The organism is Ruegeria sp. YKSD163 (assembly GCF_059612905.1).
In genome coordinates this window covers 1-22,336 of the sequence record NZ_JBXWRM010000014.1, presented here as the reverse complement: position 1 = coordinate 22,336, position 22,336 = coordinate 1, and the positions used below count along the sequence as shown (strand labels likewise).

General features: G+C 63.4%; 22 protein-coding genes. 10 read left to right on the top strand and 12 right to left on the bottom strand.

Annotated features, from left to right (window positions below):
• The first annotated feature begins 183 nt into the window (after positions 1-183).
• Entirely contained in the window at positions 184-936 is a 753-nt protein-coding gene (locus tag AC2FNA_RS17420; RefSeq protein WP_496828696.1) for a sulfite exporter TauE/SafE family protein, read from the top strand.
• Between the two features lie 16 nt (positions 937-952).
• Here AC2FNA_RS17420 and AC2FNA_RS17415 read toward each other — a convergent pair whose 3' ends face one another.
• The 4 genes from AC2FNA_RS17415 to pyrC form a co-directional block, all read right to left on the bottom strand.
• A complete protein-coding gene (locus tag AC2FNA_RS17415) occupies positions 953-2,206 on the bottom strand; it encodes a tetratricopeptide repeat protein (protein ID WP_496828694.1) in 1,254 nt (417 codons plus the stop codon).
• Between the two features lie 193 nt (positions 2,207-2,399).
• Positions 2,400-3,890, bottom strand: coding sequence for a replicative DNA helicase (locus tag AC2FNA_RS17410; RefSeq protein ID WP_496828693.1), 1,491 nt, complete (start codon positions 3,888-3,890; stop codon positions 2,400-2,402).
• A 195-nt stretch (positions 3,891-4,085) separates the two neighbouring features.
• A complete protein-coding gene (locus AC2FNA_RS17405) occupies positions 4,086-4,763 on the bottom strand; it encodes an orotate phosphoribosyltransferase (protein ID WP_496828691.1) in 678 nt (225 codons plus the stop codon).
• A 77-nt stretch (positions 4,764-4,840) separates the two neighbouring features.
• Positions 4,841-5,881 (bottom strand): dihydroorotase, encoded by a 1,041-nt coding sequence (pyrC, locus tag AC2FNA_RS17400; protein WP_496828689.1) that lies wholly within the window; start codon positions 5,879-5,881, stop codon positions 4,841-4,843.
• A 105-nt stretch (positions 5,882-5,986) separates the two neighbouring features.
• On the opposite strand from pyrC, the gene AC2FNA_RS17395 reads away from it, so the two are divergent.
• Positions 5,987-6,427, top strand: a complete 441-nt coding sequence (locus tag AC2FNA_RS17395) for an Rv1443c family protein (protein ID WP_496828688.1) — start codon at positions 5,987-5,989, stop codon at positions 6,425-6,427.
• On the opposite strand, the gene AC2FNA_RS17390 is transcribed toward AC2FNA_RS17395, so the two are convergent.
• From AC2FNA_RS17390 to AC2FNA_RS17365, 6 genes are all read right to left on the bottom strand, one after another.
• On the bottom strand, positions 6,418-7,377 hold the full coding sequence (locus tag AC2FNA_RS17390; protein ID WP_496828686.1) for a phosphoadenosine phosphosulfate reductase: 960 nt from the start codon (positions 7,375-7,377) through the stop codon (positions 6,418-6,420). The genes AC2FNA_RS17395 and AC2FNA_RS17390 overlap by 10 nt on opposite strands.
• Before the next feature lie 85 nt (positions 7,378-7,462).
• Positions 7,463-8,542: a glycosyltransferase family 2 protein gene (locus tag AC2FNA_RS17385; protein ID WP_496828684.1), complete on the bottom strand. Its 1,080-nt coding sequence runs from the start codon at positions 8,540-8,542 to the stop codon at positions 7,463-7,465.
• Between the two features lie 6 nt (positions 8,543-8,548).
• Positions 8,549-9,247: an FkbM family methyltransferase gene (locus AC2FNA_RS17380; RefSeq protein WP_496828682.1), complete on the bottom strand. Its 699-nt coding sequence runs from the start codon at positions 9,245-9,247 to the stop codon at positions 8,549-8,551.
• Between the two features lie 3 nt (positions 9,248-9,250).
• A complete protein-coding gene (locus AC2FNA_RS17375; protein WP_496828680.1) occupies positions 9,251-11,626 on the bottom strand; it encodes a glycosyltransferase family 2 protein in 2,376 nt (791 codons plus the stop codon).
• Positions 11,626-12,312 carry a sulfotransferase gene (locus tag AC2FNA_RS17370; protein ID WP_496828678.1) on the bottom strand — a complete coding sequence of 229 codons (687 nt, stop codon included), beginning with the start codon at positions 12,310-12,312 and terminating at the stop codon, positions 11,626-11,628. The genes AC2FNA_RS17375 and AC2FNA_RS17370 overlap by 1 nt, the downstream gene beginning before the upstream one ends.
• Positions 12,312-13,364: a glycosyltransferase family 2 protein gene (locus AC2FNA_RS17365; RefSeq protein WP_496828848.1), complete on the bottom strand. Its 1,053-nt coding sequence runs from the start codon at positions 13,362-13,364 to the stop codon at positions 12,312-12,314. Before AC2FNA_RS17365 ends, AC2FNA_RS17370 begins: the two co-directional genes overlap by 1 nt.
• Before the next feature lie 231 nt (positions 13,365-13,595).
• Here AC2FNA_RS17365 and AC2FNA_RS17360 point away from each other — a divergent pair, with 231 nt between their 5' ends.
• Complete coding sequence (locus tag AC2FNA_RS17360; protein ID WP_496828676.1) at positions 13,596-14,504, top strand: AAA family ATPase; 909 nt, start codon at positions 13,596-13,598, stop codon at positions 14,502-14,504.
• A gap of 93 nt (positions 14,505-14,597) precedes the next feature.
• On the opposite strand, the gene AC2FNA_RS17355 is transcribed toward AC2FNA_RS17360, so the two are convergent.
• Positions 14,598-15,515, bottom strand: a complete 918-nt coding sequence (locus AC2FNA_RS17355; protein ID WP_496828674.1) for a trypsin-like serine peptidase — start codon at positions 15,513-15,515, stop codon at positions 14,598-14,600.
• A gap of 103 nt (positions 15,516-15,618) precedes the next feature.
• Between AC2FNA_RS17355 and AC2FNA_RS17350 the strand changes: the two genes are divergently transcribed.
• Both AC2FNA_RS17350 and AC2FNA_RS17345 read left to right on the top strand, forming a co-directional pair.
• Complete coding sequence (locus tag AC2FNA_RS17350; protein WP_496828672.1) at positions 15,619-16,884, top strand: vWA domain-containing protein; 1,266 nt, start codon at positions 15,619-15,621, stop codon at positions 16,882-16,884.
• A 27-nt stretch (positions 16,885-16,911) separates the two neighbouring features.
• Positions 16,912-17,832 (top strand): class I SAM-dependent methyltransferase, encoded by a 921-nt coding sequence (locus AC2FNA_RS17345; protein ID WP_496828670.1) that lies wholly within the window; start codon positions 16,912-16,914, stop codon positions 17,830-17,832.
• A gap of 214 nt (positions 17,833-18,046) precedes the next feature.
• Here AC2FNA_RS17345 and AC2FNA_RS17340 read toward each other — a convergent pair whose 3' ends face one another.
• Entirely contained in the window at positions 18,047-18,553 is a 507-nt protein-coding gene (locus tag AC2FNA_RS17340) for a hypothetical protein (protein WP_496828668.1), read from the bottom strand.
• 252 nt (positions 18,554-18,805) lie between these two features.
• Here AC2FNA_RS17340 and AC2FNA_RS17335 point away from each other — a divergent pair, with 252 nt between their 5' ends.
• The 5 genes from AC2FNA_RS17335 to AC2FNA_RS17315 form a co-directional block, all read left to right on the top strand.
• The gene (locus tag AC2FNA_RS17335; protein WP_496828666.1) at positions 18,806-19,357 is read left to right on the top strand and encodes a YeeE/YedE thiosulfate transporter family protein; all 552 of its coding nucleotides are present in this window, start codon (positions 18,806-18,808) and stop codon (positions 19,355-19,357) included.
• A gap of 3 nt (positions 19,358-19,360) precedes the next feature.
• Entirely contained in the window at positions 19,361-19,954 is a 594-nt protein-coding gene (locus AC2FNA_RS17330; protein ID WP_496828664.1) for a YeeE/YedE thiosulfate transporter family protein, read from the top strand.
• A gap of 178 nt (positions 19,955-20,132) precedes the next feature.
• On the top strand, positions 20,133-21,101 hold the full coding sequence (locus AC2FNA_RS17325) for an XdhC family protein (RefSeq protein WP_496828662.1): 969 nt from the start codon (positions 20,133-20,135) through the stop codon (positions 21,099-21,101).
• On the top strand, positions 21,098-22,099 hold the full coding sequence (locus AC2FNA_RS17320) for a molybdopterin-binding protein (protein WP_496828660.1): 1,002 nt from the start codon (positions 21,098-21,100) through the stop codon (positions 22,097-22,099). The genes AC2FNA_RS17325 and AC2FNA_RS17320 overlap by 4 nt, the downstream gene beginning before the upstream one ends.
• A gap of 78 nt (positions 22,100-22,177) precedes the next feature.
• Positions 22,178-22,336: 2Fe-2S iron-sulfur cluster-binding protein (locus AC2FNA_RS17315; RefSeq protein WP_496828846.1), on the top strand; the 159-nt coding region annotated here is incomplete at its 3' end.

Sequence of the window (22,336 nt, the reverse complement as noted above, 5' to 3'; positions counted from 1 at the left end):
AACGGGCGTGCGAGACCCGTCGCTAACCTGCAAACCGCTTGCGGCGGTGGCCGAAATGCCGGGCCAGGATCACCCGGAGTGGCAAGGGGGAAAGACGCGACATCATATGTCGATCAGTGACAAGCGGCCGGGTTGGCGTCAAGCCCCTTGCCAGCGCGCGGGCTTGGCGCTCAGATGTGGCGGATGGCCCTGCCTGACCCGATCACCGCCGGTGTGTTGTTTGCCGTGGCCCTGCTGGCCGGGGCGTTGAATGCCGTGGCGGGGGGCGCCACCTTCTTCACCTTTCCAGCCCTGATGGCGGTGGGCCTGCCGCCGATGGTCGCCAATGCCACCAATTTCGTGGCGCTGGTGCCCGGAAATCTGGCCGCGTTGCCTGCCTATCGGGCCGAACTGCGCGCCATCGGCCGTGCGCTCTGGCCGCTGATGGCGGTCTGCGGCGCGGGCGGAGTGCTGGGCGCGCTGTTGCTGGTGGGGCTGGGTGGCGGTCTCTTCGAGCGCCTGGTGCCCTGGCTTATGGCGAGCGCAACGGCGCTTTTCGCCTTTGCGCCGCGCTTGCGCCGTTGGCTGGCGACCCGATCGCTGGGACAGGGGACGGTCTGGGTGATGCTGTTTCTTTTTGCCGTCTATGGCGGCTATTTCGGCGCCGGTCTGGGCCAGATCATGCTCGCCGCGCTGATCCTTGCCGGATACGAGGATTTCCACCTGGCCAACGCGGTCAAGAATGCGGTCATCGGCTGGATCAGCGTGCTGGCGGTGGCGATCTACGGCCTCAGCGCCGCCGTTGCCTGGCCCGAGGCGCTGGTGATGATGGCAGGCGCCACGCTGGGCGGCTATGGCGGCGGCACGCTGGCCCGGCATATTCCCCAGACCCTGTTGCGGGGCGGGGTCATCGGCTTTGGTGTGGCCCTGACTGTGTTCTACGCGCTCCGCGGGTGAGAGTTCCACTCCGCGCCTATGACCCGAAGTACCTTGAGCGATGGTCTTTCTGGTCTGCCTTCGACAACGCCTCGAACATTCGGTCGTAGCACTGATCGTCAACAAAACAGCGCTCCAGCCTGTCCGCAGGCTCATCCCGCAGGTTGCCCTCGTCGTCATATATATCAGCGGTCTCGGCAAACATCTCCAAAGCCTTTCTCAGCTTGGCATTGGGTTGCTTATCCCCTCTCCATGATTGATCGAACTTCGGGCTGATGGTGTCCACGAAGGAGAGGAAGTTTGAGACTGCCTGTTCCGTTCTTCCAGCCATGCGAAAGACCTGGCATCCTTCGAAGAAGGCTCGTTCCGGGTGTTTCTTGAGAAACTCCAGAACCAGAGGTTCGTTGATTGTCTCGATAGCTTCGTCTTGCCGACCGGCCCGCGCCAGTTCGAAAGCCTCTCTCATTGCTGCAACCGCCACACGTTGACCCGGAGGAGCACTGGCAGCATCCCGGTCAGCAATAGCCGCCGCAGTGTTTCCCGCCAACATGTGCGCTTCGGACCGCAGGGACCGAAAATACCTGTTTTCGGGCTGTATCTCGATTGCCTGGTCAAGATAGCCAATGGCGGCCTTGTAATTGCCGTTTTCCTTCAATTCGATCTCGGCGAGTTGCATCAACAGGCCGCTTGCCTCTCTACGCTCAGACTTGGGGAGCTTTGCAAGCGCAGCCAGCAGGCTTTCTGTGGTATTCTCGTAGCTTGGGGTCGATTGCCAGCGATACAGCCACGACTTGCCTTCATGAGCCGAGGCCTTTTCCTTGCGGCTCGACCATGGGCTGGCAATGACGCGATCGCAGGCAGCCATATCCTTCTTGTGAACCGACCAGCAGGCTTCAAGATTTCTGGTGGCGCTTGCCAGCGTCCAGAAAACGATCGGGATCGCCACGCCAATCAGAAAGACCAAAAGGGCCGGCCTGTTCGAGATGCGGCCATCTTTGATGCGCGGGGGCAACAGGATCGTGTTTACGAAGAGGGGCAGGCCCGAAGTTGTCCAAATCAGTACAAAGTACCCACCAAAGACGTCACCCCAATCATGGCAAGCGCCGATGAGAAAACAGTAGAATGCCAAACTTGGCTCAAGAAAAACAAAAAAGGTCAAAGGATAGGACAACAGGGAGACCAGCACACGCTGCCAACTGCAGTTCCTTATGACGCGGAAGAAAGAGATGAGCGACACAATCAGCAACGGTATCCACCCGAAGCCGAAAAATATCTCGAACAAAGCAGTCATTCGCCGTTCCTTGCCTCCTCGACGAAAGCTAGGCCGCGACCAGGAATAGATGCTTTGACATGAATCAGTATTGGTCTGGCTGAACGCCTTTGGTCCAATCACCAAATTGGGCCACCGTCAGGGCGTTGGGTTCAGTCGCAGGTCCGTAGGGTGTGCAGAACTGCCCACCCCACAGCGGCCGACGCGCGACAGATCAGTATCCTTCGATCTCGCCGCCCTGCTGCCAGGGCTTTACCAGGTTGCCAAAGCGGGTGAACTGCGCCTCGAACGACAGCTCGACTGTGCCAATCGGGCCGTGGCGCTGCTTGCCAACGATCACCTCGGCCTTGCCATGCAGCCGCTCCATCGCGGTCTTCCACTCTTCCATCCGGTCCAGCTCGTGATCGCCGGGCTTTTCGCGTTCCTTATAGTATTCCTCGCGGAACACGAACATCACCACGTCGGCATCCTGCTCGATCGAGCCCGATTCCCGCAGGTCGCTGAGCTGCGGCCGCTTGTCGTCGCGGTTTTCCACCTGACGCGAAAGCTGGGACAGCGCGATGACCGGAATGTTCAGCTCCTTGGCGATGGCCTTCATCCCCATCGAGATCTCGGCGATCTCGTTCACCCGGTTCTCGGCCATGCCACGGCAAAGCTGGAGATAATCGATCACCAACAGGTCAAGCCCATGCGTCCGCTTCAGTCGCCGCGCCCGCGCCGCCAGTTGGCTGATCGGCAGAGCGGGGGTGTCGTCGATGAACAGCGGGCAGGCTTCCAGATCCTTGGCGGCGTTGACGAAGCGACGGAACTCGTCCTCGGTCATGTCACCCTGTCGGATCTTGTGGCTGGAGATTTCCGAGGCCTCGGCCAGAACCCGGCCCGCCAGCTGCTCGGCGCTCATTTCCAGGCTGAAGAAGCCCACGACACCGCCATCCACCGCGCCCTCGGTGCCGTCATGACGCTGGCCGCGCTTATAGGCCTTGGCCACGTTGAACGCGATATTGGTCGCCAGAGATGTCTTGCCCATCGAGGGACGCCCGGCCAGGATGATCAGGTCGGACGGGTGCAACCCGCCCAGCTGCTTGTCCAGATCGACCAGCCCGGTCGAGATGCCGGCCATGCCACCGCCGCGCTGATAGGCCTGGTTTGTAACATTGACCGCCTCGGTTACGGCCTTGAGAAAGCTCTTGAATCCGCTGTCGGTCTGGCCCTGCTCGGACAGCTTGTAAAGCTTCTGTTCGGCCTCGACGATCTGCTCCTTGGGCTCGCTCGCCACATCGACGCGCGCCGCCTTGTCCGAGATGTCGCGGCCCAGCCGGATCAGCTCGCGCCGGATCGCCAGGTCATAGATCATCTGCGCATAGTCGCGCACGGCAAAGGCGCTGATCGAGGCGCCGGCGAGATTGACCAGATAGGCGGCCCCGCCCAGCTCGGCCAGGCCCGCATCCTCGGCCATGAAGGATTTCAGCGTCACGGGCGAGGCCAGCGCGTTCTTGGCGATGCGGGCGGCGGCCACCTCCCAGATCCGGGCATGCACCGGATCATAGAAATGCTCGGACCCGATGATATTGGCGACCCGGTCATAAAGGTCGTTATTGGTCAGGATCGCGCCCAACAGCTGCTGCTCGGCCTCGACCGAATGCGGCATGGTGTCCGGGTTTTGGACTTCGGCAGTTGCCTGTCCGATTGTGGTGATCTCGTTCATGTCTGCTCTACCGCCTCTTGGGTCAGAGGTCATAGCCGAGCGTCGCGAGTCGGCCAAGTTGTATGTTTTCTGGGGATATGCTGTGCATATCTCCGCACCCCCGTATCTTGAAGGATCAGCAGGGGGTACGTCAATATCTGGTGGGGCGGCAGGGTCTTTCGGCCAAGAGCCGCCCGGGTGCCGTCGCGTCGGGCGTCAGCGCTTGTTGGCGGCCTGCCAGGCGCGCGGATCCTTCAGGAAGGCCTCGACCCCGCTCAGCGTGACCTCGTCAAAGGCCTTTTGCGCGCGGGCCTCGGCCAGCACGTCCCACCAGGTGCAGAGGTAATGCAGCGCAACCCCGTGATCGCCCAGAGTCTTTTCCGTCTCGGGGAAGATGTCGTAGTAAAAGATCACTGCCGTATGGCCGCAGCTTGCGCCCGTCTCGCGGATCGCGTCGACAAAAGAGAGCTTGGAGCCGCCATCGGTGGTCAGGTCCTCGACCAGCAGCACCCGTTGGCCCTCGCTCATGGCGCCCTCGATGCGGGCGTTGCGACCATAACCCTTGGGTTTCTTGCGTACATAGGTCATCGGCAGCGCCATCCGCTCGGCCACCAGCGCGGCAAAAGGAATGCCTGCCGTCTCGCCACCGGCGATATTGTCGAAGGCCTCGAAACCTGCGTCGCGCATCACGGTGACGGTCAGGAAATCCATCAGGGTGGAGCGGATACGCGGGAAGGAGATCAGCTTGCGGCAGTCGATATAGCTGGGCGAGGGCAGGCCCGAGGCCAGGATATAGGGCTCTTTGGTGTTGAAATTCACCGCGCCGATTTCCAGCAGCATGCGGGCAGTCAGGCGAGCGATTTCTTCGCGGGTCGGGTAGGCGGAAGGGATCATGGTCAGGTTCCGTTTTTCAAGGGCGGGACCAGAATTTTAAGTAAAATTCTGGGACAAATTCTTCGTTGAAGAATTTGTTACCCCGTCACCCTCCAATGCAGTGGGACACCGGGATCGAACACGGTGACGGTATGCTCTCCGGCGGGCAGGGTCTTGGGAATGTCGAGCGGGTCTGCCTTGCTGAGCGTGATCATGTCGGCATTGAAAGGCAGGCCATAAAAGGCGGGACCGTTCAGCGAGGTGAAGCCTTCCAGCTTGTCCAATGCGCCCGCTTCTTCGAATACATGGGCAAGGCAGGAGAGCGCGATTGGCGCGGTAAAACAGCCCGCGGCGCAGCATTCGGCCTCCTTGGCGTGGGTCGGATGGGGCGCGCTGTCGGTGCCAAGGAAGTACCGCGCATCGCCCGACGTGGCGGCGGCGACCAGCGCCTCGCGGTGTTGGCGGCGCTTGAGGATCGGCAGGCAGTAGTAATGCGGGCGCATGCCGCCCACCAGCATGTCATTGCGGTCGAACATCAGGTGCTGAACGGTGATCGTCGCCCCCAGATCTTCTGGATTGGCGGCTACGTAATCGGCCCCATCCTTTGTGGTGATATGCTCCATGATCACGCGCAGCCCCGGTGTCGCGCAGCGGATCGGGTCAAGCACCCGGTCGATGAACACCGCCTCGCGGTCGTATATGTCGATCTCGCGATCGGTAACCTCGCCATGCACGCAGAGCGGACAGCCGATTTCGGCCATGCGTTCGAGCACCGGGCGCACCTTGTCAAAGTCCTTCACGCCGCTCGCGGAATTGGTGGTGGCGCCGGCGGGGTAGAGCTTGACCGAGGTGATCAGCCTGCTTGCATGTGCTGCAGCCAGATCGTCGGGATCGGTGTCTTCGGTCAGATAGAGCGTCATCAGCGGTTCGAACACCATGCCCTCAGGCAATGCCGTCAGGATCCGGTCGCGATAAGCGGCGGCCTGTGCTCCGGTCACCACCGGCGGCACCAGGTTCGGCATGATGATGGCGCGCGCGAAATGGCGCGCGGTTTCGGGCAGGACGGCGGCCAGCATGGCGCCGTCGCGCAGATGCAGGTGCCAGTCGTCGGGGCGGCGGATCGTGAGGCTCTGGGTCATGGCGACCCGCTAGCACAGGTGCAGCATTCGGGAAAGGGGGCGAGGCAATTTGCGCGGTTCTCAGGGGACCGGCTGCGCGGCAGTCTTGAGGCTCTGGGGGACAGGATGCGCCGGACTCTATTACTCGATCACATCTACGATGCCGACCCCGATCGGCTGTTCGGGCTTGTCACCGACCTGGATACGCTGGACGCGGTTATTCAACCATGGATGCGGCTGGATCATCTGCCGTCGGGGCCGGTGCATCAGGGCCAGGTGATCGATGTCGACCTGTCGATGCTGGGCCTGTTGCCCTCACAGCCCTACAGAATGGAGGTCACGCTGTTCGATGCCGCCACCCGGCGCATGGTGTCCGAGGAATCGGGCCATGGGTTGCGACGGCTGGTGCATGAGTTGCAGGTGCTGCCCGCCGGTGCAGGGGCGCGGCTGGTTGACCGGATCGAGGTCGAGGCGGGCTGGGCTGCGCCCTTTTTGCTGTTCTGGCTCCGGATCACCCATGCCTGGCGCCACCATGTGCGCAAGCGGCTGTTGCGGGCTCAGGCCTGACCGGGGGGCGGCGAGAACTTTCCGGCACGCGCGTCCTCTTCCAGCTCTTCCAGCCGACGGCGGAAGCGGCGTGCGGGCATCCGGGCGATCACGTTGCGGCAAAGCACCATGTTCAGATAGGGCCGGTTCTGCCGGTCTAGCACGGCCACCAACCCCTTGAGGTAGCGCGGATAGGACCGGCGCGCGCGATATACCTGAAAGAAGCTCCTGGAATTCAGCTTGCCGGTGCCGGCCATCAGCACAATGCGATAAAGCAGGTTCATGTCCAGCAGCCGCGCCTGCAACTCGGCCCCCATGTAGCGCATGCGCAGGCGGGTGACATTGTCGCGGACAAATAGCGTGGCATGCATCGCATCGAGCGATTCGGCGGGATCGTAGAGAACAAAGGCGTGGTCGGCCGCATCCAGCATGTCGGGGGCATAGCCGTAGCGGTCGCTGAACGAAACCCGGCGCATTTCGGTGAACCGGTCGTCCCATTCGGTCATGCGCGGATCCAGCGTTGCCTGCGGCTGTACCGCCACGACCGTCGCTCCGGGGGAGGCCACCGAAAACGCCGCCGCCGCATAGCCGCAAGGACCGGCGCCATAGAACACGACCCGGTCGAAATCCTCAAAGAAGCCGTCATCGATCAACCGGTCGAAGAAACCATAGACCTTGGTATCGCGGAACCATGTGTCGCCGTCGGAAATGATGCACAGATGCGACCAGCCCTTGGATTTGACCAGTTCAAAGCCAAAGGGTTGATGGGTCTCCGAGATTGAGCGGATGCCCTCGGCGGTTTCGAAGGTCACGATCAGAGTGGGGTCGCGGTCGATGAAAGTGGCAAAGTGGCGCGGACCCAGTTCCTGGGCCATGCCCTCGGCCTCGGCCTGTTCGAGAAGCTTCTGCTTCCAAACCTCCCGACGGAACCCGGCGATGGATTCGTCGATGCTCGTCTTTGCGTCCTGCATAACTGGTCCTCGATACTCCGGCCTCGTGGCGGGCAGGTTTCGGGAACAGGATCTAGATGGCAATTGAGGCCAAATTGGGCAAAACTCAGGCCGGTTTCGGGTCGTTTTCCGGACCGTCTGCAGTGGTTTCCATGCGGCCCAGATTGGCAAACCCCACTAGCGTGCGGGCCGAGGCCGCGCTGATCAGGCGCGAGGGTGGCGTCATCAGCAACCGTGCGAACAGCGCCCGATAGGGTTCCTGCTTCATCAGGTCGGTAAAGCGTTTCTGACGCCATTCCACCGCGCGCTTGTGCAGCCGCGCCAGTTTCGCATCGGCCAGCAGGGCCTGGCGCAACGCAGTGCTGCGCTTGTCATATCGCAGGATCGAGTCGTCGGTATCGGTGTTGAAATTGCGCTCGACCCAGTAATCGACGTCCAGCATGTGCTCGGAATGCACCGCGCGGCCGCGATCGGCCTTGAGCACGTAGCTTTCCATCGCGCCCAGCGGATAGTGGTTGAGCTGCGCCAGCCCGTAATTGGGGCGGCCATAGCTGGAGAATATCCGGTTCTCGCGGAACATTTCGTCCAGCGCACGGCCATGCCCGTCATACCAGTGTGAGGTTTCCAGCCGCTCGGGCACCGGGTTGCGCGGGCGGTGCACCCCCAGTTTGCGATAGGTGCCGTCGTTGCGGTAGAGCGTCTTGAACATCGAGGCGCGCCAGGGCCAGAACATGATCTCGGGCGCACAGCGGGTGAACTGCCCGGTTACCGGCGCATCCACATAGCGCGGCGTGTCGGAATTGCCGAACAGCCGCCAGGTCAGCGTGATCGCAGTGGCGCGCGGCAGGGCCTCGAACAGGGCCGACAGGCTGCCGTCGCCCACATGGATGTTGACGAATTCATCCACGTCCAGCGGCAGGATCCAGTCGGCCTGTTTCACCAGCCGGTGTTTCGAGGCCGCCTTGAGTGCCGTGAACTGGATGCCCCCCTTGTCATAGGGGCCATCATTGCGCAGATGAACCAGCACGCCCATCTCGGCCAGCCGATCCAGCATCTGGTCGGTGCCATCCTGGCAGTCATTTGAAAAGACAAGGAAATCCGTGAACCCCACCGCCTGGTGATGGGCCAACCATTCGAGCAGAAACGCTGCTTCGTTGCGAACCGTCAAAACAGCCAGACTGCGCATGCGCCCTCACCAATCGCTGCGAAACACCGCAACCTTACCTTGGGACCAGCGCGGGAAGAAGACCAGACCGGCGCGGCGCATTGCCTCGAAAACCTGCGCGATACCCTCCTTGCCGACCCACTGCGGATGCAGCTCGATCAGCACTGCGCGCAGGCCGGAAAGGTCAAGCTGCGGCAGCAGCTCCACTTCGGCCCCCTCGATATCGCAGACCAGCACGCTGGGCCGGATATCGGCCAGCGCCTTGGCGCCGCCGCGCACGGGCACCTGTACTTTTTCCACCGTGTCGTCATCCTCGGGCAGCGGGTCGAGCGAACTGTCCAGGATCGAGGTGCGCTGGTAGAAGGTGCGCCGCCCGGGCTTGTCCCCCAACAGCGCGTGGTGGATATGGGCGTTGGTGACGTCATTGGCGGCATGCACTGCCTCGATATAGGGGATCAGGCGCGGATTGGCCTCGAAACAATGCACCTCGGCGGCGCGGGTCTTGGTGGCAATCAGGGTGGACATAAAGCCGATGCCGGCGCCCAGCTCCATTACCACGTCTCCTTCTTTGATCAGACGATAGGCGGCACGCGCCTCCTTGGCCTCGTAACCATCGGTGCGCAACAGCACCCGCACCCGTTTCGGCAGGATGTCGGGATCGAGCGGAAACCGCATCCCGCGCGAGATCAGGAACTTGCCGTCATTGGTCTGGGATCCGTCCGCCATGCTTCAGCTCTCCATATCCAGCGCCAGCGCATACGCGACGCGTTCGGTCCCACTCAGCTGTACCTCCAGCGCCTGCTGATACAGGTCTTCGAATTCGGGCATGCCGTGCAGTTCGGCGGCCTTGGCCCGGTGCCAGTCCAGCCCCGCCGCATGCAGGTCGCGCAGGGTGTCATCCTGCATCAGCCGTTCATATTCGGCGCGCATCCGGGGCAGGTTGCGCTTGATCGTGACATCGCGGTGGTCGTTCCAGTCCATCCGGATCCAATAGTTCAGCCCGATCGAGCGATCCACATGCAGCGCCCGGCCGCGCTGACGCTTGACCAGGAAGCTTTCGGCGCTGCGCAGCGCGTAATGATTGAGCTGGAGCAGGTCGTAGCCGATGGATTTCTTGGAATTGCGCCACCCCGATTTCAGCGCCTCTCCGGTCATGTCCTGGCCCGAGCCATTGACCCATTTCACCTTGGTTTCAAAGGCTTCGTCCAGTTTGTTGGGGCGGTGGCAGCTGATCTTCTCATAGGCGCCGATATTGCGGAACATGGTCTTGAAGCCCCAGACCGTATGCGGCTTGGGGCAGTATTTAGGCGCGCAGGCGTCGAACTGGTCGATGACGAACTCGTCCTTCAGTTCGGTCACGCCGTTATGTCCGAACAGCCGCCAGGTCATCGCGACATTGGTGGCCTCGGGTACGGCGGCAAAGAAATCGTCCAGCGTGCCGTTGCCGCATCGGATATTGATGAACTCGTCGACGTCGATATGGATGATCCAGTCGCTGTTTTTCAGCACCGGTTCCTTCAAGGCCTGATTCAGCGCGTGCTGCTGGGGAGAGTTGCCTTTCCACTTGTCGTTGTTGCGGTGCTGAAGCACGCCAAGGTCCTGCAACCGGTCGAGAATTTCGCTGGTGCCGTCAGAGCAATCGTTGGTGTAGATCAGGAAATTATCGACCCCGATGGCCCGATGATAGGCCACCCATTCGACGATATAAGGCGCCTCGTTCTTCATGCAGCCGACGATCAGATTGCCGGTCTTGCCCTTGGCCAGCTTGCGCGGCTTGGCGGGAGAGAAGGCAGCGGCCAGCTGTTCCTCGTCGACCGCGCCGATGCGGTTATGCGGCGCGTAGGAGGATTTGCGCAGCTTCTCGAAATTCTGCACCGCCAGCGGCGGCATCAGCCGACGGGCGGTCTCGCTCAGGCTGTTGTCGCTTTCGGCCTCGACCTGCGGGGCGATGGCGGCTGTGGTCCCGGCGGTCTCGCCCGTGACCTGCTCGGCGCGGGTGGCCAGCTGTTCGGCGCTCAGCTTGTCGATCCGCCAGCGCGCCGCCAGCAGGTATTGCGAGGCGCGAAAGCCGCGCTCGGGATCGGCCTCGGCCCAATCGGCGGCGGGCGGCGGGGTGAACTGATCCTCGTTCAGCCCCGGATGATCCAGCATCAGGGCGCTGTTGGCGGCCTCGAACCGGGCCGAGATCGCGGCCAGCCCATCCGGCGCCGGGGGCGGGCCGTCTATGGCCAACTCGTCCAGCAGGCTGCGCCACAGTTGCCGTGTCACAACCTTGTCGCCATTGGCCATATAGCGCAGCAGCAGTTCATTGAACCGGCGCTGGCGCGACAGGGTGGCAGCCGAGGGCAGGGGGGCGGCGAAGGCCGGTTCTGCCCGCCCGATGCCGCGCGGGATACCGAACATCTCGCGCACCAGTTCGGTTGCGCCGGGGCCGGCTAGGTCGACGGGGTCGTGCGAAAGCAGCCGCATCGCTCCGGTGCCGAAACCTTCCTCCCACAGGTCCACCAGCCCGACCAGATCGAGCCAGAAGGCCGGTCCCTGGGTCTCTTCGAAGATGCCCCGGATCGGGTCGATGGCGGGCATCGCCGCGATGGCCGCCTGCCACCAGCTGGGCGTGCCGATCAGCTCCAGCTCCTGCTCCAGCGGCGCGGCGCGACCTTCCGAGACCTGCGCGGCATAGTGATCAAGCAGCATATGCGCAGGGTCGCTCACCGTGGCGACCACCTGGATGTCATCGGACAGAGGCGCAAGCAGGTCGCGCAGCCGCGCCACCTCGGTCGAGCGGTGGATCGAACTGGCCATTTGTGCCGCCGACAGGATCAGCGTGTCAGGGCGGGTGGCGGCGATCTCGGCGCGTAGCCCTTCGAGCATCGCATCGCGCAGCCCCGCCTGTGCCTCGGGGGCGGCATAGCCCCGATTATAGCGGAACGGGTCCACATGGTCGGGGTCTGTCACCGCCATATACAGCCGCATGTGGTTGCGGTTGCCTGGGCTGCGGGCAAACAGTACGCCCTGCGATTTCAGCCCTTCGCGTTTGTCCGACAGGATCGACTGGATGCGATCCGCACCCGTGGCCTCGGGCCCGATATGAAGAACGATACGCATCAGCTGGCCGGATCCTCGGTCGGGGTCGTCTCAGATTCGGTCACCGCGTCGGTGATGGTCTCGGCACCGGTTTCGGGGTTCTCGTTCACGGTACCCCACCACTGGATCGGCAGGCCCAGAAACGCGCCAATCTTGGTCGGCGCCTCGGGGTCGAGAATGTCATATTCCAGAAAGCGCGGATCGCCGGCAAAAATCCGACGGCAAAACCGGGAGTGCCCGTCGATCCAGCGCACGATATCGGCGGGCGCGCTGCCGTACTTGCCCGGCAGGCCCGGCACGTCGAAAATGCGCAGGCGCTTGCGCCCCAGATTGGTCCAGCGGATCATGCTGTCCGCATGCGCCTCTGGTTCGCGATGGCTGAGGATGAATTTCACGTCGGGATGATGGTCGATGATCGCCGACAGCAGCCCCCAATCGGTCTGCGGCCAGCGATTCAGATCGCCGCCCACCACGTTGATCTCGGTCATCGCATCGAATTCATCGAGCAGATGCAACGGGTCGCCGGTTTCGAAATAGCCGCGATACATCAGGTCGCCCACGAAATGGCGCGCCACCGCCGGATTGGTGGATTGATGGCGGCGGATCTTCCAGTCCGCCACCGTCAGGCCAGATGCCCGCAACGCCACCCCTAAAGTCGTGGTGCCCGACTTGGGCAGGCCCAGATTGACCACTCTCAGCCGTGCCATCACATCATTCCCAATTCTTGCAACAAGGCCTCCTCGCCCGGCGGCAGGGTCGAGGCGGCGCGCAGCTGCGCCTGCATATCGCGATAGGCGGGCTGTTCCAGCAGGGCGGCGCATTTTTCGCGATGCAGCCGCACCGCCTCGTCATGCAGGGTGCCGATCTCGCCATGCGCCTTGATTTGCTCCAGCGCATCTTCCAGCGCCGGCAGGTAGCGGGCGATGCTGGTATCCTGCCAGGCCGGATCGTTCCGTTCGCGCCAATAACTGTCGTCAAAGGCCCGGTTCTCGCGGTTCACATCGCCCCGGTCGTTCTTGACCAGGTAGCTGTCCAGCGAGCGCAGCGCGTAATGGTTCAGCGTCGCAAAATCGCGCGCGCCCTTGGCCGGAAACTTGCGGATGCGGCGCGGATTGGCCGCGACCAGGAACTTGTGCGGCACCTGACGGCCCGAGCCATCGGCCCAGGCCAGCCCCTTCTTCTTGCCCTGCTTCTTGCTGAAAAAGGGCCGGTGTGCGCCGAAATACTGCAAGGGAAAGTCGCGCCGGGTCAGCGATTTGACCTCGATCGCGGTCTCACCGCACCAGATGTCGGGATTGTGAGAGCGGGTGAACTGCGCGATCACCGGCCGGTCCTCGAACCCGTCGATGCCGTCATTGGCGAAGAACTGGAAATGCACCGAGATCGCCGCCGGGTCGCCGCAAGCAGCGATCAGCGCGGGGATTGTGTTGTCGCCCACATGGATGTTCAGGAACTCGTCCACATCGGCGATCCAGACCCAGTCGGCGGCCTGCACCACGGTGCGATGGGCGGCATCCTTCAGCGCCTCCATCTGGTAATTGCGGCCCTCTGCCGGGTTGGGTAGATGCACGACGTTGCCACACAAGCCATCCAGATCGGGGCCAGCCAGGGCCAGCGCATCCAGCAGCCGGTCGGTGCCATCGGAACAGTCATTGGAATAGAACAGGAAATCGGTGACCCCGATCAACCGGTTGAACGCGATCCATTCCAACAGGAACGGCCCCTCGTTCTTGACGCAGGTCACCGCCGTTATCCGCATGTACTTGTCCCGGTTGCCCTGGAATAGATTGCTGTCATCGCCTGTTTGCGGGCGGTTTTCCCGCCCTCCGATTGTTTCCAATGTCATGACATTTGCGCGTACAAGCGTCAACAGACCCCTAAGTGTTAGACTATCGTCGCAGTCTTTGTGTCGCAAAACCGCCCCTCTGCCGCTTGACGCGGGCGCGCCGGTGATGCCCCATTGGGCGCAACACGGAAAGCGGAGACAGACATGACACAGGCGCCATCCATAGACGCGGTGCAACAGATGCTGGCTGAACAGGGCTATGTCTGCGGTCGGGCGCTGGCCACGGTCGTGTTCCTGTCGCTGCGTCTCGGGCGGCCGCTCTTTCTCGAGGGCGAGGCCGGGGTGGGCAAGACCGAGATCGCCAAGGCCATCGCCGCCGCTCTGGGTCGCCGACTGATCCGCCTGCAATGCTACGAGGGGCTCGATGCCGCCTCGGCCGTGTACGACTGGAATTTCCCCGCTCAGATGGTCGCCATCCGCACCGCCGAGGCCGCTGGCGGCGCCGACCGCGGTGCGCTCCAGACCGAACTTTTTTCGGATGACTTCCTAATCGAACGCCCGCTTCTGCAAGCCATGCGGCCGGATCCGGCGGGCGCTCCGGTATTGCTCATCGACGAGCTCGACCGCACCGACGAACCGTTCGAGGCGTTCCTGCTCGAAGCGCTCTCGGATTTCCAGGTCACCATCCCCGAGCTTGGCACCATCAAGGCGCCCGAGCCACCCATCGTCATCCTCACCTCGAACCGCACGCGCGAGGTGCATGACGCGCTGAAACGCCGCTGCCTGTATCACTGGGTCGATTATCCCGATTTCGATCGCGAGATGGAAATCCTGCATGCCCGCGCGCCTGAGGCCGCCGAGACCCTCAGCCGCCAGGTGGTGGCCTTTGTCCAGACCCTGCGCACAGAGGATCTGTTCAAGAAACCGGGCGTGGCGGAAACCATCGACTGGGCCAAGTGCCTGCTGGCGCTCGACGTGATCGACCTCAGCCCCGAGGTGATCGCCGACACGCTGGGCGCGATCCTGAAATACCAGGACGACATCCAGAAACTGCAAGGGTCCGAGGCCAAACGCATCCTGGATCAGGCCAAGGCCTCGCTGGAACCCGCCTGATGCTTCTTTCTGGTTCGAAATACTCCGGGGGTGTGGGGGCAGCGCCCCCACGCGGCGCCCATGGCTAGGCGCGGCCCCGCGACCGGGCCGCGGTCAGTGGCGCGCCATCCAGCCGGTGATCCGGTCGAACTTGTCGCGATTGATCCGCACCGCGCCATTGCCGGATTGCGACCCGGTGGTGTGGATGGCGCAGACCTTCTCGCCCGCGTGCCCGTCCCAGACCGACCAGACGCCCGAACCGGATTGGCCGCCGGCGGTGTCGATATCATAGAACACCTTGGTGTCGGTTACCGACTTGATCACGTCCTTATGGGTCCACAGCGTCCGCCCGCCCTTGTCGCCGGGATAGCCCGAGACGTTGACGCGGTGGTTCGAGAGCATCGCTTCGGGTCCGGTGACGATGCCGTGCCAGCCGGTCCGGTCGCCCAGTTCGTCGCCCAGGATCAGCATGCCCATGTCGAATTCAGGGTTCTCGCCATTGGTCCAGCCCGCCACCGACAGCAGGCGCACCGCGCGGCTGGTGCCAAAGGGCAGCGCGCCATCGTCGCGCGCGGCTTGAAAGATCACCTCGGTCGCCCAGCCGCCACTGTCGCGCGAAAACACGCAATGGCCCGCCGTCAGCACATGGTGGCGGTTCACCATTGTCCCAGACCCGATGAAACGGCGGCCATCGGGAAAGGTCATCTCCATATGGCCATGCACCGCCCACGGCCAGAGATCGGCGGGGCTGATGCGGATACGGTCGTCAAGGCCGATCACCACCTCGGTCTGGAAGCCGCTGCCATGCATCAGCGCATCCAGCTCGTCGTCGGGCATTCCGGCGGTACTGGCCTCGCGGGCCTCGGCAAAGCCCGAGACGCTGGTTTCGGCCAGATTGTCCGCGCTTTCAAGGCCGGGCCGGAACCCGGTGGTCGCGGCGATTTCGCCGAACCGTTCGATACACAGGGCCGAGTGTCCGGGATGCTGCGCCTCGGGCGCCAGCAGCGCATGGGTGGTAAGGAGATCGCTCATGGTCTGTCCTTTGAATGCAGGGTGAAAGAAAGAAATTTGGTCTTGATGAATTGTGCCATCATAGCACGAAAAGCGGCTATTCGAAACAGCGCAGGCGGGTGTCATGCCTGAATACGCCCCGCTTGCCCTGCCGGAAAATCCGCGTCTGGCCCAGAACATCACCCATTTCGCCCGCGCCCTGCGCAAGGCGGGATTGCCGATCGGGCCGGGCCGCGTCATCGACGCGGTGCGCGCGGTCGAGGCGGCCGGATTTACCGAGAAACGCGATTTCTACTGGACGCTTCACGCCTGTTTCGTGAACCGCCCCGAACACCGCGCCGTCTTTGCCCAGGTTTTCCGCCTCTACTGGCGTGACCCGCGCTATCTGGAACACATGATGTCGATGATGCTGCCCGCCATCCGTGGCGTGCAGGAGGAACGCAGCGCGCAGGCCGCCGAGAAACGCGCCGCCGAGGCTCTGCTCGACGGGAACCAGCCGGAGCTGCCGGAACCCGAACCCGAGAAGGAGGGCGAGGAAACCCTGATCGAGGTCGATGCCTCGCTCACCATGTCCGCCGAGGAAAAGCTCAAGACGCTCGATTTCGAACAGATGAGCACCGAGGAGATCGCCCGCGCCAAACGCATGCTGGCCCGGCTGACCTTGCCGGTAAAGCCGATCCCGTCACGACGCAGACAGGCGGCGGTGCTGGGGCCCCGTATCGACCGCGCCCGCACCCTGCGCGCCGCCATGCGCCAAGGCGGCGAACTGCGCGATATCGCCCGTGCCGAACCGCGCCCACGCTGGCCCAATCTCGTCGTGCTTTGCGATATTTCCGGTTCGATGAGTCAATACAGTCGTATGGTTCTGCATTTTCTCCATGCCGTGTCCAATGCCAAGGGGCAAGGCTGGGCCAAGGTGCATGCCTTTACCTTTGGCACACGGCTGACCAATGTCACCCGGCATCTGCGCCAACGCGATGTCGACGCCGCGCTGAAATCCGCCGGGGCCGAGGCCCAAGATTGGGAGGGCGGCACCCGCATCGGCGCCTGCCTGCACGCCTTCAATCGCGACTGGTCGCGCCGGGTGATGGGGCAGGGCGCGGTGGTGCTGTTGATCACCGACGGGCTCGACCGTGACGACCCGGACGCGCTTGCCGCCGAGATGGAGCGCCTGCATTTGTCCTCGCGTCGGCTGATCTGGCTCAACCCGCTCCTGCGCTGGTCCGAGTTCGCGCCCAAGGCGCGCGGCATCCGCGCGATGCTGCCCCACGTGGACAGCTTCCGCGCGGGCCACTCCATCGCTTCGCTCGAGGAACTGGCCGAGGTCATTTCGCGCCCCGACGATATGGGTGAAAAGGCGCGGTTGCTGGCGGCAATCCGCGAGGGTTGACACCGAAGTCAACAAACCGCCGGGTTGATGCCGTTTTCCCACCGGGTAGCCGATCGGACCCGGAACTCCAAGGACCCGATAAACTGTGCTATTGTGACGTCGGAAAGAGGGGGGCAAATGACCAACACACAAGAGATTTCCGATCATTGGGGCAAGGGGGACGTCTATTCTCGTATCCTCGCAACGATGGAACTGGCGGGGATTGATCCCAATACTGTGACCATCGAACAACTCGCGCCAGTGGACCATTTCCATGCGCGGGGGTTCCCGGCCACTGTCGAGCTTGCCGATGCGCTGCCGATCCAACAGGGCGATACGCTCGTCGACATCGGCTGCGGTATTGGCGGCCCCGCCCGGTACCTGGCCAAGCGTTTCGACTGTCGGGTCGAGGGCATCGACATCACCGCCCCCTTCATCGAAGCTGCCAACAAGCTGAGCGCACTGGTCGGGATGCAGGACGCCGTGAGATGCCAACATGGCGATGGTCAGAACCTCCCTTACAAGGACGAGACCTTCGATGGCGGATACAGCCAGCACGTCCTGATGAACGTGCCGGACCGGACCGTCTTTTTCGCCGAGGCCTTTCGGGTCCTGAAGCCAGGAGCCTTCTTTGCACTTACCGAACACGGGCTGGGCGAAGTGGGCGAACCGCACCATCCGGTGCCTTGGTCCGAAGACGGTCGCGGGGCCCATTTAATGCGCCCGTCGGACACGGTGGATGCCCTACGCAAAACCGGTTTCGTGAATATCGACGTCACGGATACCGGCGATAAATACCTGCAAGGGTACAAGGCCGCCATGGCGCTCGCGGCCAAGGGTGAAGCGCCGGTTTTCGGTACGCATATTCTTTTGGGAGAACTTGCGCCGCAGATCGTGAAGAACGCCGCGCGGAATATTGAGGAGCGAAGAACCCAACCGGTTCAGATCATTTGCCGCAAATCCGAATAGGCTCGAGACGAGTTCGCATGCACGCAAACCGGCCGTCATTTCGGCCGGTGTAGGTGGAGGGTCCAGTTGGGCCTCTCCACTCGAAGAGGCCCTGTTCTCGGATTCGGGTTCCGGAACCGAGTATCCGAGGCGGGTAAAGACGGGCGTGTCAGCAGCGGTAAAAACAGTCAGTCGCCCGTCTGGACCCAGTACAAAACGGTCAAAACACGCCCGTTTACTCCAGTTGCTTGGCGTTGCACTCGCGCGCCATTTCGATGGCCTTGTAGGTACCCTTGAGGTTCACGGCAAAGGTATAGGCCTTTTCCGGAAACACGATCATCTCGTATTCCTTGGCCACGGCGTCGACCACCGACGGGTCGTCCGTCAGCACATAGCCGCCCGAATATCCCTTGGTGATGTTACCCCGCATGCCGGTCGCCTCACCAATAAAGATCTTTTCGCCGAGCAGGATCGCGACGGCTTCCTTTTCTCCCTTCTTGATGCCGGTATCGGCCTTCGTGAACACACCGATATAGGCGACGCCCCGGTCCTTGGTCAGGCCCATCTGCACCACGTTCTCGGCGGCGTCCACGGTTTCGATCAGGCAGGATTTCTTGGTCGTGTCGACAAAGACGTTCCACCCCTCGACACTTCCATAGGGTTGAAATTCGTCGGCAAGAACGGCCGTGGCGGCAAGAGTGATGCCGCCGAGGGCGAGGGCAGTTGCGGATGTCGTTCGCATCATATTCTCCTTTGAGAACAGAAATTTAGATCACTCCGACGCAACGCGCCCCGGTGTGCGATTCAGAGTAGGGCGTCGGAGCCTGCCCCGCAAGCGCCGGATCGTTTCTCACCTGCGCTCAGCCCTCGGTTCAGGCCGCGCCCCCTTTGATCGGGGCCGATCGAAGTCATGAATTTGATCTATGTCATGCCGGAACTCGAATGTGTGATGTATTCGTGATGTAGAATGTGAATTCTGCAAGGGGGGAAACCCATGACACTCAACTGGAAAATCGGCGGGCTGCTTCTGGGGCTGGTCTTCTTTGCCGCCGTACTGCTGGTCAAGCCCATCGGGGTCTCGACCCAGTTTGTCATTCTCGACGGGATCGTTGCCGACGCGGTGATGCCGGACCTCGTGACCAAGACCGAAGAGGGCTATACCTCAACCAATGCCTATCTGGCCAAATCGGGCGGCAAATATGCCAAGTCGGTGGCAAATCCGCTTAACTATTCCTTTGTCTTCGTGCTGGCGATGATGCTGGGCGGGTTCCTGTCGGTGATGGCGCGCGGCGGACTGGATCGGGCCGAGCGGGCAATCCCCGCGCTCTGGCGCGCCAATTTCGGCGACAGCACGGTCAAGCGCTATGCGGTGGCCTTTCTGGGCGGTTTCATCGTGCTCTATGGCGCGCGTCTGGCCGGGGGGTGCACCTCGGGCCACATGATGTCTGGCATGATGCAGACGGCGCTCAGCGGTTACATCTTTGCCGCCGGGGCCTTTGCCGCCGCCATTCCCGTTTCCATCCTGATGTTTCGCAAGGAGGTCTGAGCTATGACGTCGATCATTCTCGCAATCGTGATCGGGGCGGCCTTTGGCGCCGCGCTGGACCGGGTCGGCGCCGCCAACCCGAACGTGATCAACCGCATGCTGAACCTGACCGACCTGCGTCTGGCCAAGGCGATCCTGCTGGCGATCGGCACCGGTTCGGCGCTGATGTTCGGCGGCCAGATGCTGGGCCTGGTCGATGTGGGCCATATGTCGGTCAAGACGGCCTATGTCGGTGTTTTTCTGGGGGGCCTGATGCTGGGCGCGGGCTGGGCTGCGGCGGGCTATTGTCCCGGCACCGGCGTTGTCGCGGCGGCTTCGGGGCGCAAGGACGCGCTGTTCTTCATTGCCGGCGGTCTGCTGGGCGCCGCCGCCTATATGGTGACCTATCCGGCTTGGAAGGCCAGCGGCCTGCTTGACAAGATCGCCGGGGGCGCGGTGACGCTGGGAACCGTACCGGGGGCGAAATACGAGGGCATGACGGCGCTGCCGGGCGACATTCTGGGTCTGGTGCTGGGGCTGGGCTTTGTGGCGCTGGCGTTTGCCCTGCCGGATCGGCTGATGGGGGCGGGCGTGCTGCGCACGGCTCCGGCAGAATAGGCGCGATTTCATATCCCGGTGCATGGCTCTCGCGCAAATTCCCTGGCCATGCATCCGCGGCCCGGCGTTCGTGTTCCCGCCGGGCCGCATTTCGTTTGTCCTCACAATTGCTTCGCCCCTACTTTCGCACCATTGAATTGGCCGCGTCGCACGCCATACTGCGCAGGTGGAGGCATGCATGGAACGTTTTGACAATGCGCCCGAGATTGCGCTGGCCTGGCACCGCCAAGGGCTGGGCGCGGCGCTGGCCACGGTGGTGGAAACCTGGGGCAGCGCCCCGCGCCGGGTGGGCGCGCAACTGGCGATCGGCGGCGATGGCCGGATCGAGGGCTCGGTTTCGGGCGGCTGTGTCGAGGGCGCGGTGATCGTCGAGGCGCTCGAGGCGCTGGAGGAGGGGCAGGCGCGGCTGCTGGAATTCGGGGTCAGCGACGAGGACGCCTTTGCCGTGGGTCTGGCCTGTGGCGGTACCATCCGTGTGTTGGTCGAGCCGGTGGGCAAGGTCCTGCCCGAGCCGATGCTGGCCGAGCTGGTCGATGCCCGTGCCTCCCGTCGGGCGCTTGCCTATGTGGTCGACACTGCGCGCGGCACAAGGGCGCTGGCACGGGATGGCTATCCCGAGCGGATGCGGATGGACCGCTCCGGCTTCGAAGAGGATGGGCGGACTTTTGTCGCCGTGCACAACCCACCCCTGCGGCTGATCGTTGTGGGCGCCGTTCATATTGCCCAGGCGCTGGTGCCGATGGCGCGCATTGCGGGCTATGACCCGGTGCTGATCGACCCGCGCGAGGCCTTTGCCAGCGACGCGCGCTTTCCCGGCGAGACCATCCTGCATGACTGGCCCGACGAGGCTGTGGCGAAACTGGGTCTTGATGCGCGCACCGCGCTGGTGCTGCTGACCCATGACCCCAAGCTGGACGATCCCGCGCTTGAGGCCGCCTTGGCGGCGGATGTGTTCTATATCGGCGCGCTGGGTTCGACCCGGACCCATGCGAAACGGGTTGCGCGCATGCACGAGGCCGGGTTCACCGAGGCACAGATCGGGCGCATTCACGGGCCCGTCGGCCTTGATATCGGGGCGGCGGGCCCGGCCGAGATCGCAGTGGCGATCCTGGCGCAGATGACGGCGGTGCTGCGGGGGCGGGCATGAGGTTCGGCCCCGTCCCGGTGGCCGGGGCCGACGGCGCGATCCTGGCCCATTCGGTGCAGGTGGGGGCGAAGAAACTGCGCAAGGGGCTGCGGCTGGAGCCTGAGCATCTGGAGCAGTTGTCTCAGGCGGGCATTGCCGAGGTGATCGTGGCGCGGCTCGACCCCGGCGATTGTCACGAGGATGCCGCCGCCCGGCAACTGGCCGCCGCGCTGGCGCCCGATCCGGGCGCCGCCGGGCTGCGGGTGACCGCGCCCTTTACCGGCCGCGTCAACCTGCTGGCGGACGGGCCAGGGGTGGTCTGTCTCGACGTCGACGCGATCGAGCGTTTCAATATGGTGCACCCGATGATCACCGTGGCCACGGTGCCGCAACATCAGCAGATGGGGCCGGGCGGCATGGTCTCCACGATCAAGGTGATCTCCTATGCGGTGCCGCAGGCCGATGTAGACCGCGCGGCAGATGCGGCGCGTGGCGCGATCCGCCTGGCGGCGCCGGTGTTGCGCAGCGCTGGGCTGGTGGTCACCGACATTCCCGGCGGTCCCCCCAATGACAAGGGCATTGCTGCGATCCGGGGCCGGGTCGAGGCGCTGGGCCTGACGCTCGACGACCTGCGGCTGGTGCCCCATCGCGGTGCCGAGCTTGCGGCGGCGATCTCCGAGGTTCGGGGCGACATGGTCTTGATCCTCACCGGCTCGGCCACTTCGGACCCCGAGGACGTGGCCCCCACCGCCCTGCGCCGTGCGGGCGGCGTGGTCGAGCGGTTCGGCATGCCGGTCGATCCGGGCAACCTGCTGTTTCTGGGGTCGCTCGGCGCGCGTCCGGTGATCGGCCTGCCGGGCTGCGCCCGCTCGCCCGCGCTGAACGGGGCCGACTGGGTGCTGTCGCGCGTGGCCTGCGGGCTTACGGTTACCGGCCGCGACATTGCCGCGATGGGGGTGGGAGGGCTTCTCAAGGAGATCCCGACCCGCCCGCAACCCCGCGCCGGGCGCCGGGGGTGAGCGGCTATTTTCTGTTCTCAAACAGAGACTCCCGTGGTTTAGTCATCGACAATGAAAGCTTTAACGGGGAGGAATGTCATGCCTGAGCTCAAGATGAAGGTTAATGGCCGAGAGGTTGCAGGGCCGGTAGAGTCCCGAGATTTGCTGGTTGATTTTTTGCGTGAGGGTTTGTCGCTGACGGGGACGCATGTTGGGTGTGACACGGGTCAGTGCGGAGCGTGCGTGGTGCATGTTGAC

Bases quoted from the DNA above. Each gene is read 5' to 3' on its own strand.
- AC2FNA_RS17420 (WP_496828696.1), top strand. From the start codon at position 184: ATGGCCCTGCCTGACCCGATCACCGCCGGTGTGTTGTTTGCCGTGGCC.
- AC2FNA_RS17415 (WP_496828694.1), bottom strand. From the start codon at position 2,206: ATGACTGCTTTGTTCGAGATATTTTTCGGCTTCGGGTGGATACCGTTG.
- AC2FNA_RS17410 (WP_496828693.1), bottom strand. From the start codon at position 3,890: ATGAACGAGATCACCACAATCGGACAGGCAACTGCCGAAGTCCAAAAC.
- AC2FNA_RS17405 (WP_496828691.1), bottom strand. From the start codon at position 4,763: ATGATCCCTTCCGCCTACCCGACCCGCGAAGAAATCGCTCGCCTGACT.
- pyrC (WP_496828689.1), bottom strand. From the start codon at position 5,881: ATGACCCAGAGCCTCACGATCCGCCGCCCCGACGACTGGCACCTGCAT.
- AC2FNA_RS17395 (WP_496828688.1), top strand. From the start codon at position 5,987: ATGCGCCGGACTCTATTACTCGATCACATCTACGATGCCGACCCCGAT.
- AC2FNA_RS17390 (WP_496828686.1), bottom strand. From the start codon at position 7,377: ATGCAGGACGCAAAGACGAGCATCGACGAATCCATCGCCGGGTTCCGT.
- AC2FNA_RS17385 (WP_496828684.1), bottom strand. From the start codon at position 8,542: ATGCGCAGTCTGGCTGTTTTGACGGTTCGCAACGAAGCAGCGTTTCTG.
- AC2FNA_RS17380 (WP_496828682.1), bottom strand. From the start codon at position 9,247: ATGGCGGACGGATCCCAGACCAATGACGGCAAGTTCCTGATCTCGCGC.
- AC2FNA_RS17375 (WP_496828680.1), bottom strand. From the start codon at position 11,626: ATGCGTATCGTTCTTCATATCGGGCCCGAGGCCACGGGTGCGGATCGC.
- AC2FNA_RS17370 (WP_496828678.1), bottom strand. From the start codon at position 12,312: ATGGCACGGCTGAGAGTGGTCAATCTGGGCCTGCCCAAGTCGGGCACC.
- AC2FNA_RS17365 (WP_496828848.1), bottom strand. From the start codon at position 13,364: ATGCGGATAACGGCGGTGACCTGCGTCAAGAACGAGGGGCCGTTCCTG.
- AC2FNA_RS17360 (WP_496828676.1), top strand. From the start codon at position 13,596: ATGACACAGGCGCCATCCATAGACGCGGTGCAACAGATGCTGGCTGAA.
- AC2FNA_RS17355 (WP_496828674.1), bottom strand. From the start codon at position 15,515: ATGAGCGATCTCCTTACCACCCATGCGCTGCTGGCGCCCGAGGCGCAG.
- AC2FNA_RS17350 (WP_496828672.1), top strand. From the start codon at position 15,619: ATGCCTGAATACGCCCCGCTTGCCCTGCCGGAAAATCCGCGTCTGGCC.
- AC2FNA_RS17345 (WP_496828670.1), top strand. From the start codon at position 16,912: ATGCCGTTTTCCCACCGGGTAGCCGATCGGACCCGGAACTCCAAGGAC.
- AC2FNA_RS17340 (WP_496828668.1), bottom strand. From the start codon at position 18,553: ATGCGAACGACATCCGCAACTGCCCTCGCCCTCGGCGGCATCACTCTT.
- AC2FNA_RS17335 (WP_496828666.1), top strand. From the start codon at position 18,806: ATGACACTCAACTGGAAAATCGGCGGGCTGCTTCTGGGGCTGGTCTTC.
- AC2FNA_RS17330 (WP_496828664.1), top strand. From the start codon at position 19,361: ATGACGTCGATCATTCTCGCAATCGTGATCGGGGCGGCCTTTGGCGCC.
- AC2FNA_RS17325 (WP_496828662.1), top strand. From the start codon at position 20,133: ATGGAACGTTTTGACAATGCGCCCGAGATTGCGCTGGCCTGGCACCGC.
- AC2FNA_RS17320 (WP_496828660.1), top strand. From the start codon at position 21,098: ATGAGGTTCGGCCCCGTCCCGGTGGCCGGGGCCGACGGCGCGATCCTG.